Annotated in this window: 14 protein-coding genes; 6 read left to right on the plus strand and 8 right to left on the minus strand. The window is 64.0% G+C overall.

Features of this window, described 5'->3' with window-relative positions; all coding sequences use genetic code 11:
• The gene (locus ACSZOQ_RS15035) at positions 1-1392 is read right to left on the minus strand and encodes an OmpA family protein (RefSeq protein WP_439923252.1); all 1392 of its coding nucleotides are present in this window, start codon (positions 1390-1392) and stop codon (positions 1-3) included.
• Between ACSZOQ_RS15035 and ACSZOQ_RS15040 the strand changes: the two genes are divergently transcribed.
• Both ACSZOQ_RS15040 and ACSZOQ_RS15045 read left to right on the plus strand, forming a co-directional pair.
• A complete protein-coding gene (locus ACSZOQ_RS15040) occupies positions 1346-1642 on the plus strand; it encodes a hypothetical protein (RefSeq protein ID WP_439926166.1) in 297 nt (98 codons plus the stop codon). The genes ACSZOQ_RS15035 and ACSZOQ_RS15040 overlap by 47 nt on opposite strands.
• A gap of 20 nt (positions 1643-1662) precedes the next feature.
• Positions 1663-2721 carry a polysaccharide deacetylase family protein gene (locus ACSZOQ_RS15045; RefSeq protein ID WP_439923253.1) on the plus strand — a complete coding sequence of 353 codons (1059 nt, stop codon included), beginning with the start codon at positions 1663-1665 and terminating at the stop codon, positions 2719-2721.
• Between the two features lie 42 nt (positions 2722-2763).
• On the opposite strand, the gene ACSZOQ_RS15050 is transcribed toward ACSZOQ_RS15045, so the two are convergent.
• Entirely contained in the window at positions 2764-4518 is a 1755-nt protein-coding gene (locus ACSZOQ_RS15050; protein WP_439923254.1) for a putative bifunctional diguanylate cyclase/phosphodiesterase, read from the minus strand.
• Between the two features lie 218 nt (positions 4519-4736).
• Between ACSZOQ_RS15050 and ACSZOQ_RS15055 the strand changes: the two genes are divergently transcribed.
• On the plus strand, positions 4737-5048 hold the full coding sequence (locus ACSZOQ_RS15055) for a hypothetical protein (RefSeq protein ID WP_439923255.1): 312 nt from the start codon (positions 4737-4739) through the stop codon (positions 5046-5048).
• Between the two features lie 75 nt (positions 5049-5123).
• On the opposite strand, the gene ACSZOQ_RS15060 is transcribed toward ACSZOQ_RS15055, so the two are convergent.
• The 3 genes from ACSZOQ_RS15060 to mtgA form a co-directional block, all read right to left on the minus strand.
• Positions 5124-5780, minus strand: coding sequence for a hypothetical protein (locus tag ACSZOQ_RS15060; RefSeq protein ID WP_439923256.1), 657 nt, complete (start codon positions 5778-5780; stop codon positions 5124-5126).
• 121 nt (positions 5781-5901) lie between these two features.
• Positions 5902-6087: a 50S ribosomal protein L32 gene (gene rpmF / locus ACSZOQ_RS15065; RefSeq protein WP_009798498.1), complete on the minus strand. Its 186-nt coding sequence runs from the start codon at positions 6085-6087 to the stop codon at positions 5902-5904.
• Positions 6088-6254: 167 nt separating this feature from the next.
• Positions 6255-6935: a monofunctional biosynthetic peptidoglycan transglycosylase gene (gene mtgA, locus ACSZOQ_RS15070; RefSeq protein WP_439923257.1), complete on the minus strand. Its 681-nt coding sequence runs from the start codon at positions 6933-6935 to the stop codon at positions 6255-6257.
• Between the two features lie 280 nt (positions 6936-7215).
• Here mtgA and ACSZOQ_RS15075 point away from each other — a divergent pair, with 280 nt between their 5' ends.
• Together ACSZOQ_RS15075 and ACSZOQ_RS15080 are read left to right on the plus strand one after the other, a co-directional pair.
• Positions 7216-8142 (plus strand): polyprenyl synthetase family protein, encoded by a 927-nt coding sequence (locus ACSZOQ_RS15075; protein ID WP_439923258.1) that lies wholly within the window; start codon positions 7216-7218, stop codon positions 8140-8142.
• Positions 8143-8150: 8 nt separating this feature from the next.
• The gene (locus tag ACSZOQ_RS15080) at positions 8151-8837 is read left to right on the plus strand and encodes a DUF1345 domain-containing protein (protein WP_439923259.1); all 687 of its coding nucleotides are present in this window, start codon (positions 8151-8153) and stop codon (positions 8835-8837) included.
• 13 nt (positions 8838-8850) lie between these two features.
• On the opposite strand, the gene ACSZOQ_RS15085 is transcribed toward ACSZOQ_RS15080, so the two are convergent.
• Positions 8851-10764 carry a caspase family protein gene (locus ACSZOQ_RS15085; RefSeq protein ID WP_439923260.1) on the minus strand — a complete coding sequence of 638 codons (1914 nt, stop codon included), beginning with the start codon at positions 10762-10764 and terminating at the stop codon, positions 8851-8853.
• Positions 10765-10806: 42 nt separating this feature from the next.
• On the minus strand, positions 10807-11049 hold the full coding sequence (locus ACSZOQ_RS15090; RefSeq protein ID WP_439923261.1) for a hypothetical protein: 243 nt from the start codon (positions 11047-11049) through the stop codon (positions 10807-10809).
• Between ACSZOQ_RS15090 and ACSZOQ_RS15095 the strand changes: the two genes are divergently transcribed.
• A complete protein-coding gene (locus ACSZOQ_RS15095; RefSeq protein ID WP_439923262.1) occupies positions 11048-12655 on the plus strand; it encodes a Na+/H+ antiporter in 1608 nt (535 codons plus the stop codon). The genes ACSZOQ_RS15090 and ACSZOQ_RS15095 overlap by 2 nt on opposite strands.
• Positions 12656-12732: 77 nt before the next feature.
• Here the strand turns inward: ACSZOQ_RS15095 and ispG are convergent, their stop codons facing one another.
• Positions 12733-14025 carry a flavodoxin-dependent (E)-4-hydroxy-3-methylbut-2-enyl-diphosphate synthase gene (ispG, locus tag ACSZOQ_RS15100; RefSeq protein WP_439923263.1) on the minus strand — a complete coding sequence of 431 codons (1293 nt, stop codon included), beginning with the start codon at positions 14023-14025 and terminating at the stop codon, positions 12733-12735.
• Positions 14026-14048 lie beyond the last annotated feature (23 nt).

Genomic DNA, 14048 nt, shown 5'->3' on the forward strand with positions numbered 1-14048 from the left:
TTACTGCCTCACAATGAAGTCAATGCGGCGATTCTTGGCCTTGCCCTCGTCAGTGTCGTTGGCGGCGATCGGCTGAGCACTGCCGTAGCCTATCGGCTTGAACCGATCCGCAGGCATCCCGGCTTTCACCAGGTAGTCCACGACCGCCTGCGCGCGCCTCTCGGACAGTGTCTGGTTAAAGGAAGCGTCGCCGTCGCTGTCGGTATAGCCGACGATCTCGATCGTGGCCGTCGGACAGCGCAGCGCGGTTTCCGTCAGCCGGTCCAGCAGACCGATGGAATCCGGATCCAGCGTGGCCTGGCCGGCTTCGAACTGAATCGTGCGCCTGCCCAGCAGATCGGCGAACAATTGCTGACAAACCGCCGGATCGACCGGGGCCGCCGCCGGTTTGACCGACACGTCCATTTTCGCTTGCCAGCCCCGCGGCAGGTCCTTGGACAGATCGGCGCGGAGCTGCCTGCCCGCTGCATCATACAGGGCATCGCCGGAGAGATCGACGTCCCGGTCGGAGACGACAAGTCTACCCGTCGACAACCGCGACAGCGATCCGAGCGCCCGCGTGACGACGGTATCGAACCCCGCCGGCGCACCGAGACTCGCCTTGAGCTTGTCGACAACCTTCTCACCGAACTTGCGGCCAGCGGATGCGACGATCGCCGCATGAACGGCATTGTCGGGCACATATCCGGTCAACGTCAGCGTCGCAGCAACCGGATCCTTGTTGGCCTCGAAGATATAGGGCGGGGCATGAATGTCGTTGGCGACCGAATATCCGTCCGGCAAGTTTTTCAACGCCGCTGCAATCGCCTCGCGGCCGCCCAGTTCGCGCGCCATGCCCGACAGGTTCACCGTCATATCGGAAATCGCGGCTTTGCCGGTCTTGAGCTTGCCTATCTCGCCGATCAGCAATACCGCCGTATTCTCAAACCGCGGCGGCGCGCCGCGTGATAAATTCATGCGATCGGCGACGTCGATGCCGGAAAACGTCGCACGCGCGGCATCCAGCAGCTTGTTCCTGACCACCGGCAACGGCGCGCTGCCGCTGAGCTTTACCTTTCCGACCCCGCGTTCGATGGTCCAGACAAACGGCTTGGCCTCGGCGACGAGCGCGGTGCGATCGTTGACTAGCCGCACACCCGGCACCGCCTCGACCGAGGCCACCGCGTTGCTGCGTTCCTGCTCCGAAAATGCCTCGGCGGAAAACGTAATGTCCCGGCCGGCGGCGCTGATTGTGGTCTTGTCGAGAACGCTGCCCTTAAGCGCGGCGGCAGCTTGGGCACTCAGATCGGCTTCCAGCGGACCTGTTGTCATCCAAGCGGCCACTGCCCAAAGGACGGCAAGGGGGATGACGCCCGGCCACCACTTGCTGCTCCACCTGAAAAATCCGCGCATTCGATACCCTGTGCCGCGCAAAAATCTGCCGGCTCGCCAGCGGACCGGATCGTGCAACCCGGACCGACATCTGAAGCGCACACGGGCAAAACCGGATGCTGATTCGACCGGCCGCGTGCTGGAAATGAAGAGAAAACAAACCCTTGCCGGGCTGTCAAACCGGAAATGGGGAGGAAGCCTGATCGCCGCCACCCAGGCGCCGGATAACCGTTTCTTCAACCGTTTCCGACTAAGACGTCATCAACAATAAGGGGTCGGCCGATCAACTCGATGAAGCAGTTCCGCAACACCGTCATTCGCGCCGGACTGGAGGCGCTGTATTTCAGCGGCGCTCATCATCTGCTGCGGCCGATCTTCGCAGGTACCGGAACGATCTTCATGCTGCACAACGTGCGGCCGCGCCGAAACAGCCCGTTCCAGCCCAATCGCCACCTGGAAGTGACTCCAGAATTTCTGCGCATGACCCTGGCCTATGTCCGGTCGCGCGGGATCGACATCGTGACCGCCGACGAGGTGCACCGCCGGCTGACCGAACGCGATTTCTCGCGACGGTTTGCGTGCTTTACCTTCGACGACGGCTACCGCGACAACCGCGATTTCGCGCTACCGGCGATGCGCGAATATGACGCGCCGCTCACTGTCTATGTCGCGAACGACTTCGCGGACGGAGCCGGCCGCCTCTGGTGGGTCACGCTCGAACGCATCATCGCCACCGCCGCCCGGATCGATGGCGCGATCGGCGATACCGCCGTAGGTCTCGACACCCGCACGGTCGAGGACAAGCAGGCAGCGTTCACTCAAATCCACGATCTGCTGCGCGCCCTGCCGGACGATCGCGACATCGCGCGCGAGATGAGTGGATTGTGCGCACGCTACGATGTCGATGAGGCCAGCATCAGCCGGGAATTGTGTCTGTCCTGGGACGAGCTGAAACCGTTCGCGGCCGATCCGCTGGTCACCATCGGCGCGCATACCGTCAGCCACTGCAACCTCGCAAAGCGAAGCGAGCAGCAGGCGCTTCAGGAGATCACCGTCAGCCGGACGCGGATCGAAGCCGTCTTGCAGCGTCCCGTCGTCCACCTCGCTTATCCCTATGGCGACCGCAGCGCTGCGGGGCCGCGCGAGTTCGCTTTTGCCAGGGCCGCGGGTTTCAATACCGCAGTCACCACGCGACCAGGAATGATCTTTCCCGAAAATGCGGAGCATCCGACGGCGCTGCCGCGAATTTCCCTCAACGGAAACTATCAGACCGCGCGCGTCCTACCGGTGCTGACATCGGGCGCCGCCACCGCCATGTGGAACGGATTCCGCCGCGTCGACGCGACGTAATAACCCGGCGAGAGAGGTGCAGAGCCATTCTGCTGCACAATGTCACGCCGCCGGGATGGCCTCCGGGCCGCTCCATGGCCGCGCCGGCGAGGCAAGACCGATCAGCCGCCCCTGGATGTAGTCGCAGCCCCAGTCACGCAGCATGACGGCGGATTGCTCGTCCTGAACCCACTCAGCCACCGTCTTGATATCGAGCCGCCGCGCCAGGTCGATCAGCGTATGCACGAAAGCCCGATCGTCTGGGGAGCGCGCGATATTCTGCACAAACGCGCCGTCGACCTTGACGATGTCCACGCCGAGCTTGCGCAGGTTCCGGAACGAGGTGTAGCCGGCGCCGAAATCATCGATCGCGATCTGGCTGCCGAAGTTCTTCAGCCGCGTGACGAATTCCCTGACATCGTCGATATCCTGAATTGCCACCGTTTCGGTAATCTCGACAATCAGGCGTTCGGCAACGCCGGGATGCGCGCCCATCAATGATTCGATCGCCGCCCACCAGTCGGCGTCCATGGTGGTCTCCGGCGAGATGTTGATGCTGAGCCGAACGCCGGGGGCTTCCGCAAGTTCGGCGATCACGAGCTCGAGCACGCGATGATCGACCAGGCGGATCAGGCCGAGCTTTTCCGCGACCGGCACCACGTCCGGCGCGAGCAGGAACTGCCCGTCCTGCTGGCGCATCCGCACCAGGCACTCGTAGAAGGCCGGCTCGCGCGTGCGTGCATCGACCACCGGCTCGAAGGCGGTGAGGATACGCCGCTCATTCAGCGCGGTGACGATCTCGTCGGTAACCCGGATGTTGGTCCGTCGCTGCGCGTCGCGCACGACATCGGGCCGCCACACCGCGAACGAACCACTGCGGCGACTTTTTGCGGCCTCGAGAACTTCCTGAGCCCGGTTGATCGCTTCGTCGGCGGTGCGCGCGTAACGCGGCGCCAGGACCGCGCCGATCGACGCGGTGACCGAGACCGGGCCGGATCTGGTCGGCACGATCTCGTCGCGAATGCCCGCAAGGAGCCGCTCCGCGGCGACGTTGACGTCGTCACCCGTGCAGTTCTTCAGAATCAGTCCGAACTTGTTTCCGGAGAAGCGGCCGAGCACGTCGCCGCTGCGCAAGCGCGTGCGGATACGCCTGACGATGTCGCCGATCACCTCATCGGCGACATCGAAGCCAAAAGCGTCGTTGATGCGCGCAAGATGGTCGATGCCGAGCAGCAAGAAAGCGAACGACGACCGGTAGCGCCAGGCTTCCTCGATCGTTGCCGCGAGCGCCGCCGTCAGATGCGTGCGATTAAGCTCGCCGGTCAGGGCATCGTTCCGCGACAGCCTGATAAGCTGCTCGTCCCGCGCGCGCCGCTCATTCTCGAGCCGCACGATACCTTCTGCGCGCACAGCCTTGCCGTCGGCGTCGGCGAACCAGCAACCGGACTCCTCGATCCAGAGCATCGGCGCCGAGGCGCTGGCGCGCACGCCGTATTCAATGCAATAGGGCACGCCCTCGCCGCGCCGTCGGGCGGGAGGCGTGGACAGCAAGGTGTCGGCGCGGATCGATCCCGATGGCTCGATCAGGGAGGCAAACCCGGCACCGGTTGCGAGGGAGGCAGGGTCGATATCCTGAAAGATCGACGCCACCTGTTCGGTCCAGGTGATGGCATCGCTTGCGATATCCCAGACGAACGCGGCCCGACCGAGCGCGGCAAGAATCTCCGACACCTGCGGCCAGTCCGCCGGTGCGTTGACGGCTTGCGACGCATCTGCGCCGGACGAGGGCTTGGCTGCCGGTGAAATGACGGATGTCACGGTCGCCTCGTTTTGGGACGCTGCCAGGTGATTCCTGTCTGGAGAATAGGACCTCCCCGCCGCCAAGCATAGCTCATAAACGCTTTGAAAAGGCGGTCATTTGCCGCCGAAACCGGGTCGCGCGGGTTTCAATGGTCTCCGGCACGGCCCTTGCGAGGCCAATCGCGAACGCGGACGTGATGTCCCGAAATAACACATTCCGACAGGGCGGGATAAAGATGATGATCGCGGAAACGGGGCGGATAACCGCAATCGCCGCCGGCGTGCGGGACGATGACATCGCGACAAGGCCCGCCGGCACCATGGCGGTATCCGTCATCGCGCCCGTCGCGCGCCCGCCTGTGTCGCGATCCATGGCGCGCCATGACGCGTTCTTTATCACGCAACTGATCGCGATGGCGCAGCACAGCCCCCAGACGCGGGTATTACGCCGCGCCGCGCCGCAGGTTGCGAACGCCGCCTATCATTCAACGAGCGACCGGGATCAAACTCGCGCACAAACAGCCCCGCGGTTGCTGCGGGTCGTCTGAACCCCGTGGTCCGATTCTAACCCTCGCATCCCGCATCAGCGAGCGCTTTGCGACCGTTACTTTGCGGATCATGCGCTAGCGCCGGGGCTGATCGGAAGGCGTCGGCGTCCCGCTGCCGGGCTGGATGTCGGCCGCCGGAATGTCCGGATGCTGCTCCGCGGTGGTCTCCAGGTGAACGATCACCGGCTCGGGCGCGCTCTTCAGAATCGGTTCGGCAACGGACGCAACCGTTGGAACGTCGGGGACAGGCGCCGGCGACGAAACAGATGCTGGCGCGGAAACGGGCGGCGAATCAAAACGGGGTGGTTCACGTGTCTCGGCTTCAGACGCCGGCTGCGCCGGCACGGCAACCGCGCGGGCGGGCCGCCGCGCGCGCAAGACGAGACCGGACAGGAAGTCGACCAGCGCCAGCAGCGTCAGCATGAAATAGATCGATGAACCGAATTGCGGCAGCATCACGAATTCCGCCGCAGCACCGGCGAACACCGCCAGCGACAGCAGATGGTCGGTGAGGTATTTGCCACCCGGGCGAAATCCCTTGATGACTTCGAGCAGCAGGAGAACGATGCCGAGCGCAAGCAGCACGTCGCCGAGCGTCACCGGCCATGCCACGCCCGACACCAGCGTCAATGTGAAAACGGGCTCCGTCAGCAGGACGCCCGGCATCAGGAAGACGATGATGTTGTAGATCGCGAGAGGAATCAGGAGCAGCGGGAAACCGATCACGGACATCGGCAAGGCCTCCTTCATTCAAGCGGGAGGGGTGAACTCGTGCCGAATCCACCCTGCCCTTCTCGCTCCTTCGAGGCCGGGCCTGCGTTGCCGGACCTGAGCCTGAAAATAAGGCCTAGGGTCAGGAGTCGCTCTTGGCCTTCAAAACCTGGCGGCCCTTGTACATGCCGGTCTTCAGGTCGAGATGGTGAGGGCGTCGCAGTTCGCCGGAATCCTTGTCCTCGGCGTAGGTCGGCTTGCTGAGCGCATCCGCCGAGCGGCGCATGCCACGCCGCGACGGCGATGTTTTTCTTCTTGGAACGGCCATATCCGGTGTCCTTGCAGGATGTTGTTGTCGGGTTTCCGGGTCTCGAAACGCTCATGGCTGGCACGCCCGGCCCCGAACGCACGAGCTAAATACTGATAAGGTCGGGCTTATAATGGAAGGAAAGCGCCAAAGCTAGGGCTGGAAACCTTCAAAATCACCGCAAACGCCTAGGAGCCACGACTGTCGCGCCAGCAACTGCGCAGTTCAGCGGCCTGCGCCCGGACCATGTAGGTTCCCGATAAGCGGCGAACTCCGGGACCGGGCTTTCGGGCGCTGCGCCTGACCGGATTGGGCAGGATCGAGGCCATCAGCGCGGCTTCCCGCGGCGTCAGACTGGCCGCGGAGCGCCCGAAGGCATAGCGGGAGCCGGCCTCAATCCCAAACTGGCCGCCCGGGCCCCATTCCGCGATATTCAGATAGATTTCAAGAATCCGCTGCTTGGGCATGACGGCATCAATCCACATCGCCAGCGGGAATTCGAGCGCCTTGCGGACAAAGCTGCGCCCCTGCCACAGGAACAGATTTTTCGCCACCTGTTGCGTGATGGTCGAACCGCCGCGCGTCACCTCGCCGTCCTCTGCATCGTCGATCACGTCGCGCAGCGAGTCCCAGTCGATGCCGTGATGGCTGCAGAACTTGGCATCCTCCGACGCAATCACGGAGCGCGGCAGTACGGGCGACATCGCCGCGAAATCGATCCACTGCCGCGACATCGGCGCGCCGGAGAATTTGCGCCACATCATCAGCGTCGAGACCGGATGGCCGGCCCGGTACAGCGGCGTCAGCAAATAGGGCAAAAGCAGCAGGCCGACGACGACCAGCACCGTGACACGGATCGCCCGCCGCATCAGGTCGCAGCGCCTTCGACAACGGACCGGCAGACGGGCTCACCCGGTCCGCAACGCAGACCGCGCATCAAATCGCTGTTGACGGCACCGAAGCCGGCGGAAGCGGGCATCGAAAACTCCTTCTTGCCGGATCATATCATAGTCGACCCCGCATATTGCCGGATCGGACGGAATTGACGAAGCCGGTGTCATGAACGATTGTCCGGCCAGATCGATTAGACGACTGTAAGCTTTGTCGTCATTCCCGAAGCCGACAGCGGCTACTTGGAGCCCTTTTTTGATGACGTCAGGACTTTCATCTGCCGATTTCGCAAAACGCCTCGACACAACGGCAGACGAGACCGAGGCCCTGCTGGGAAAATTGCTGTCCGATGCGGTCTTGCCTGACGAGATCACGCGCCCGAAGCGGCTGATGGACGCCATGCGCTATTCCTCGCTCGGCGGCGGCAAGCGGCTGCGGCCGTTTCTGGTGGTCGAAAGCTCGGCCGTGTTCGGCGTTCCGCGCGATGCCGCGTTGCTGGCCGGTGCGGCACTCGAATGCATCCATTGCTATTCGCTGATCCATGACGACCTGCCGGCGATGGACAACAGCGACCTGCGCCGCGGGCGGCCAACCCTGCACAAGACAACCGACGACGCCACCGCAATCCTCGCCGGCGACGGCCTGCTGACGCTCGCTTTCGACATCATCACCCGCGACGATGTCCACAAGGATCCGGCCGTCCGCCTGTTGCTGACGCGCGCGCTCGCCCGCGCCTCCGGTATCGGCGGCATGGTCGGCGGACAGATGCTCGATCTCGCCGGCGAAGGACGCTTCGGCGACCGCGAGCCGGTCGACGTCGCACGCTTGCAGCAAATGAAGACCGGCGCGCTGCTCCGCTTCGGCTGCATCAGTGGCGCGCTGCTCGGGCAGGCCTCGCAAAAGGACTATCAGGCGCTCGATACCTACGGCCGCGCGCTCGGCGAAGCCTTCCAGATCGCCGACGACCTACTGGATGTCGAGGGCGATGCGGCTGCGCTCGGCAAGCCTGCTGGCGCCGACGCGGCGCTGGGCAAGACCACTTTCGTCACTCAACTCGGCATCGACGGCGCAAAGAAACGCGTCCGCGACCTTCTGGCGAAGGCGGACGAAGCGTTGTCGGCATTCGGCGGGCGCGGCGACGTGTTGCGCGCCGCCGCGCATTTTGTTGCCGACCGCAAGAACTGAAGGCAGCGATGGCAGGCAAGGATACCGACGAGGAATTCTTGCTTCGCTTCAAAAAGATGCCGGCGCCGGTGCGCGTCGTCTATGCCCGGCCGCGCACCTTCATCGCCTTCGCCGTCGGCATCGTCGCGTGCCTGCTGCTGCCCCATTCTCTGCGGCTGGTAACGCGGCTCCTGATCGGCTGGGACGTCTTCACCGCGCTCTATCTTATCCTGGTTTTCACGGTGGTGTTCGGCAGCGGCCTTTCCCACATCCGCCGCAACGCCCGGCTTCAGGACGACGGCCGCTTTGTGATCCTGCTGGTGACCGCGATCGGCGCATTCGCCAGCATCGCCGCGATCGTGTTCGAGCTTGGCGATCATAACCATAGCCCGCCGGAACTGACGCTGGCGACGCTGACCATCGTGCTGTCCTGGGCGGCCGTGCACACCACCTTCGCGCTGCATTACGCGCACGAGTATTATCGCGGGACCAAACCCGGCGGTCTGCAATTTCCGAGCGGCGATCAGCACGAGGACGCCGACTACTGGGATTTCGTCTATTTCTCGTTCGTGATCGGGATGACCGCGCAGGTGTCCGATGTCGGTATCACCGACAAGATCATCCGCCGCACCGCGACGGCGCATGGCGTGATCTCATTCGTCTACAACACCGCGCTGGTGGCGCTGATGGTCAATATCGCGGCGAGCGCGATCTGACCTAACACGCTTATCAGTTGCAGATTTCCATATTGCTGCCGCCCCCGAGAAGGCCGCCGCCCTGCACGGTGGAGCGGAACTCGATCCGGCAGCCGCGCTTGATCGGGTGGCAGGTGTGATCGTCGCAGACGATGCCGCCTTGCTCCGACCTCGCGCTCGCGCGGCTCGGCCGCCTCGGCGCGGCGGCCCGCGGCGCAGCGAGTTCATCGTCGAATCTGTCGCGACCGGCCCCGCGGAGCCGGCGCTCCTCGCGATCACGTGACGCGGAAGGCGTCTTACGTTCCTTCCGGGCGACGCATTCGTTGTCATCGTTGAGCACCTTGCCTTCGCCACAGGTGATCTTTGCGCAATCGCCGCCATCGGCCTTGTAGCCGTGACGGCAGATCAGCGGGCAGACGCGCGCCGTCTTGGCCTTGATGACGCCGAGCGTATCGAGGCTGGCAAACTGAACGTTCAGCTTCGCACCGGCATAGCGATTGAATTTTTCCAGCGAGACCCGGGAGGTCTTGTTCCACTCGCCGTCAGCCGATCCGTCGTAGCAGCCGACGCGCCGCAATTCGGTCTGCACTGATCTGTTGATCTCAATGGCCGACAAGGCCGGTTGCACGACAGGCTCGGTGGACGGGGTCAGGGAGGCAGTCTGTTGGGCCGGCGCCGGAGACGACGTGCCTGGCGACGCAGGCGCACCAGCCTGACTCGGGCTGCGGTCCTGCGAGCTCGAAGCCACTACCGCCCCCTTGGAAACCGAGGCGTTGGCGGCGCGTTCGGCGGCTTCGCGGGCCTGCTCCGCCGCATCCACTTTCGCCTGCTCGATCCGCTTCGCCTTTTCGGCGGCGATCCGCGCGTCTTCGGCCACCTTGGCCGCAGCTGTCGCCTTGGCGAGATCGCCCTGCTTCGCACTTTCAGCCGCGAGGCGTGCCTTTTCCTCCGCCGTCTCGCGTGCCTTCGCGGTGGCGACGAGACGCGCATCCTCCGCGCCGATCTTGTCGATCTGGCCTTTGGCGAGATCGGCATAGAAGCCGGTCGGATAGCTCTTCAGGAACGTGTCCCATGCAGAGCGCGTCCCAAGCTGCAGCGACAGTTCGTAATCGCGACGAATGTCGGCCCGCGCATCGGCAACGGGAGCGGCCGTCGCGGGAGGCGCGACCTTGGCTGGCACCAGCGGCACGTCCTCGCCACCGAGCGAACCATAGACATACGGCTCCTGCCGGTTGTTGGTGACCTTGAGCACGTCGTCGCGCACGAAGCCGAACGCCTTACGCACGTCGAGTCCTGGCGTCGTGATATGTTGCACCAGCGCGTCGGTGAACGGACTGTGCTTGCTGTCGCCGTCGGCGGCAGTCGAGCCGGCCTTGGCCGCGTAGGCGATCAACGTATTCGGCGAGGTCGGCTCCACCTTGGCGAGGCCGCGCCCGATCGAACGCATACTGACCTTTTTCATCGTCTTGCTGAAAGGATTGTCTCGGCATGCATCGAGAATGACCAGCCGCAACTGCTTGGCCGATTCCACAGCGACCAGCACGCGATCGAGCGACACGGCTTCGTCGTAGACATCGGTGTCGCGCTGAAGCGCCGCGTCGACCGGAATCAGATAGTTCGTGCCCTCCACCTCGATACCGTGGCCGGCATAGTAGATCACGGCCATGTCGGCGTTGCGCGCCTTGTCGCCGAAGTCGCGCAGCGCCCGCCGCATAGCGGCCCCGGTCAGATCGTGGCGAGCCTCGACCACGTCGAAGCCAGCCTGTTTCATGGCCTCGGCGAAAGCGGCCGCGTCGTTGTCGGGATTGGTGAGTTGCGGAACGTTGCGGTATTCCGAGTTGCCGATCACCAGCGCCACGCGGGTCGCCGCCGAAGCTGGCTGACAAATCAGCCCCGAAACTGCGACAAACAAAAATCCGAACAAACCGAGATATCGTCGCAAGGTCATGGCAGCACGTCCTGATCTTTTCTTCATACCACACTCACAGGGTTACCCGAAATCAAGGCCCGGCTTTGTGAGCCACGTCACAAACAGCAGAACCGGCTGCGAGCGGCGCATCCGTGAAGTCCGGACGAACCATCGGCGCACACGAATAGGACGACGGTAGCCCGCGAAACGTTCAACCGGCCGGTCGGCGCCCGCAAGCCGCTTCCTGAACAATCCCAAAGGATCGACATTGTTGACCCCACCGCTGTTCCACGCCATCTGAGGAATAGGGGCACCCGTGCGCATGACCGAAACCTTCCTGGCATCCCTGCTCGTTCTCACCGTCCTAGCCGCATCGGCAGCGCTTGCCCGACGGCTGGTGACGGCGCCCGCCATCGTGTTCCTGGTGGTCGGCATCGTGCTGGCGTTCGTGCCGGGTCTTCCGCCCATCGAAATGCAGCCGGAAAGCGTGTTGCTGATGGTGCTACCGCCGCTGATCTATTCGGCCGGCGTCTCCATGAGCTGGCGCGAATTCAAGTCCAACCTGCGGCCGATCACGCTGCTCGCGATCGGCTGCGTAATCTTCACGACATGCGCGGTCGCCGCTGCGACACACTGGCTGCTCGGCCTGCCCTGGGGCGTCGGCTTCGTGCTCGGCGCCATCGTCTCGCCGCCCGACGTGGTCGCGCCATTGGCCATCGCCAAGCGCCTGCATTTGCCGCACAGGATTCTCGTCATCCTCGAGGGCGAAGGCCTCGCCAACGACGCCACCGCGCTGATCCTCTATCGCTTCGCCGTGCTGGCGGTCTCGACCGGCACGTTCTCGCTGCCATCCGCCGCCGGATCGTTCGTCCTCATCCTGCTCGGCGAAATCGCGTTCGGGATCACTGTCGGCTGGCTCAGCCTGCGGCTGCGCCAGTGGGCCCATGATGCGCGGGTGGAAATCCTGCTGTCGCTGCTGACGCCCTATCTCGCCTACTGGGTTCCCGAACATCTCGGCGGCTCCGGCGTGATCGCCACCGTCGCCGCTGGCCTCTATGTGAGCTGGAACGGACCACTGCTGATCTCCGCGGCAACGCGGCTTCAGGGCATCTTCTTCTGGGATCTAGCGATCTGGCTGATCGAGGGCGTGCTGTTCCTGCTGATGGGCTTTGAAGTCCGGGTCTTGATAGAAAAAGCCAAAGCGGTTCCGATCAACGAGGTGCTGGTAGCGATCGCATTGACGTCGGCCATCGTGATCGCCGCGCGGTTCTTGTGGGTGTTCCCCGGCACCTACCTGACGCGCATCCTGAGCGCGCGAATCCGGCGCCGCGACCCGACGCCATCATGGCGTTACATCGTCATCATCGGTTTCACCGGCATTCGCGGCATGGTGTCGCTCGCGGTCGCCCTCGCATTGCCGCTGACGCTTCCGAGCGGCGAGGCATTCCCCTATCGCGACCTCATCCAACTGACGAGCTTCGGCGTGATTTTCGTGACGCTGTTCGGCATCGGCCTGACGCTACCGCTCGTTGTCAAGCTGCTCGGCATCTCGAAACACGGCCACCGCGAGGCCCTGAACGAGCGCGAGGCCGAGATCGCTGCGCGGCGCAGCATCATCGCGGCCGCGCGAGATGCCCTCAACACCATCATCGCCGAACGCAAGCTGCCCGAAGGCCTCGCCAAATTTCTCGAGGCGCGGCACGAAACCCGGATGCGGGCATTGCCCGATCCGCCACGCGAAGGCGACGAACATTCGCCGGCAACGAAGGGGGCATCCATGGTGCGGGAGATCATCACCATCGAGCGCACGCATCTGCACAAGCTGTTGCGCGAGGGCAAGATCACCGACGAGACCCGCCGCCGCATCGAGCGCGACCTCGACCTGGAAGAAGCGGTCGTCGACAATCGGGAAAAGAACACGCCACTATGAGGGATACACCGTAGCATTCCCTCAAAAAACGCCGGCTGAGAAGCTGGTGTATTTATCTCAAGTAGTTGAGACGCAACCTACTCCACCGCCGTCACCGCTTCAGCCGGCGCCTTTGCGCCGCTGCCATAGCGCTGCTCGATGTAATCGATGACGAGCGTCTTGAAATCCTGCGCGATCGCGGGACCGCGCAGCGTCTTGAACTTCTTGCCGTCGACGAAGACCGGCGCCGCCGGCGCTTCGCCGGTGCCCGGCAGCGAGATGCCGATATCGGCGTGCTTGGATTCGCCGGGACCGTTGACGATGCAGCCCATGACCGCGACGTTGAGCTGCTCGACGCCGGGATACTGCGCCTTCCAGTTCGGCATCTCGTCGCGGATGAAATCCTGGATCGATCGCGCCAGTTCCTGGAACGTGGTCGAAGTGGTTCGCCCGCAGCCGGGACATGCCGCGACGAGCGGCACGAAGGTACGGAAGCCCATGGTCTGCAACAGTTCCTGCGCGACCTGAACTTCCAGCGTGCGGTCGCCGCCGGGCTCGGGCGTCAGCGAGATGCGGATGGTGTCTCCGATGCCCTGCTGCAGCAGGATGCCAAGCGCGGCGCTCGAGGCGACGATACCTTTCGAGCCCATGCCGGCCTCGGTGAGACCGAGATGGATCGCGTAGTCCGAACGCGACGCCAGCGTCTGGTAGACGGCGATCAGATCCTGCACCGCCGAAACCTTGGCCGACAGGACCATCTTGGTCTTGGGCAGGCCGATCTCCTCGGCGCGCTTGGCCGACAACAGCGCGGACTGCACCATCGCCTCGCGTGTCACCGCGCGGGCATCGAGCGGCGCCGCCGACTTCGCATTCTCTTCCATCAGCTTGGTAAGCAGCTCCTGATCGAGCGAGCCCCAGTTGGCGCCGATCCGCACCGCCTTGCCGTACTTGATGGCCATCTCGACGATGTCGGTAAACTGGCTGTCCCGCTTGTTCTTGAAGCCGACGTTGCCAGGATTGATGCGATACTTGTCGAGCGCCTCGGCACAGGCCGGATATTCGGCCAGCAGCTTGTGGCCGATGTAGTGGAAATCACCGATCAACGGAGTGGTGATGCCGCGCTTGCGCAAACCGTCGCGGATATGCGGCACAGCGGCGGCGGCCTCGTCGCGATCCACGGTGATGCGGACCATTTCCGAACCGGCGCGCGACAGCGCAGCAACCTGAGCGATCGTACCTTCGACGTCGGCGGTGTCGGTGTTGGTCATCGACTGCACCACGATCGGCGCACCGCCGCCGACGGCGATATTGCCGACCATTACCTGCGTGGTTTTGTGCCGTGGGCTTGGGCCTGCGACGTCGTTCAGCAACGGATTTTCCAGCTTGTTCATGGGTCTCAAATATCAGGTTTTTG

The sequence above is a fragment of the Nitrobacter sp. JJSN genome (genome assembly GCF_051912485.1).
Lineage (GTDB): Bacteria > Pseudomonadota > Alphaproteobacteria > Rhizobiales > Xanthobacteraceae > Nitrobacter.

Bases quoted from the DNA above. Each gene is read 5' to 3' on its own strand.
- ACSZOQ_RS15040 (WP_439926166.1), top strand. From the start codon at position 1,346: ATGACGCCCGGCCACCACTTGCTGCTCCACCTGAAAAATCCGCGCATT.
- ACSZOQ_RS15035 (WP_439923252.1), bottom strand. From the start codon at position 1,392: ATGCGCGGATTTTTCAGGTGGAGCAGCAAGTGGTGGCCGGGCGTCATC.
- ACSZOQ_RS15045 (WP_439923253.1), top strand. From the start codon at position 1,663: ATGAAGCAGTTCCGCAACACCGTCATTCGCGCCGGACTGGAGGCGCTG.
- ACSZOQ_RS15055 (WP_439923255.1), top strand. From the start codon at position 4,737: ATGATGATCGCGGAAACGGGGCGGATAACCGCAATCGCCGCCGGCGTG.
- ACSZOQ_RS15060 (WP_439923256.1), bottom strand. From the start codon at position 5,780: ATGTCCGTGATCGGTTTCCCGCTGCTCCTGATTCCTCTCGCGATCTAC.
- rpmF (WP_009798498.1), bottom strand. From the start codon at position 6,087: ATGGCCGTTCCAAGAAGAAAAACATCGCCGTCGCGGCGTGGCATGCGC.
- mtgA (WP_439923257.1), bottom strand. From the start codon at position 6,935: ATGCGGCGGGCGATCCGTGTCACGGTGCTGGTCGTCGTCGGCCTGCTG.
- ACSZOQ_RS15075 (WP_439923258.1), top strand. From the start codon at position 7,216: ATGACGTCAGGACTTTCATCTGCCGATTTCGCAAAACGCCTCGACACA.
- ACSZOQ_RS15080 (WP_439923259.1), top strand. From the start codon at position 8,151: ATGGCAGGCAAGGATACCGACGAGGAATTCTTGCTTCGCTTCAAAAAG.
- ACSZOQ_RS15085 (WP_439923260.1), bottom strand. From the start codon at position 10,764: ATGACCTTGCGACGATATCTCGGTTTGTTCGGATTTTTGTTTGTCGCA.
- ACSZOQ_RS15095 (WP_439923262.1), top strand. From the start codon at position 11,048: ATGACCGAAACCTTCCTGGCATCCCTGCTCGTTCTCACCGTCCTAGCC.
- ACSZOQ_RS15090 (WP_439923261.1), bottom strand. From the start codon at position 11,049: ATGCGCACGGGTGCCCCTATTCCTCAGATGGCGTGGAACAGCGGTGGG.
- ispG (WP_439923263.1), bottom strand. From the start codon at position 14,025: ATGAACAAGCTGGAAAATCCGTTGCTGAACGACGTCGCAGGCCCAAGC.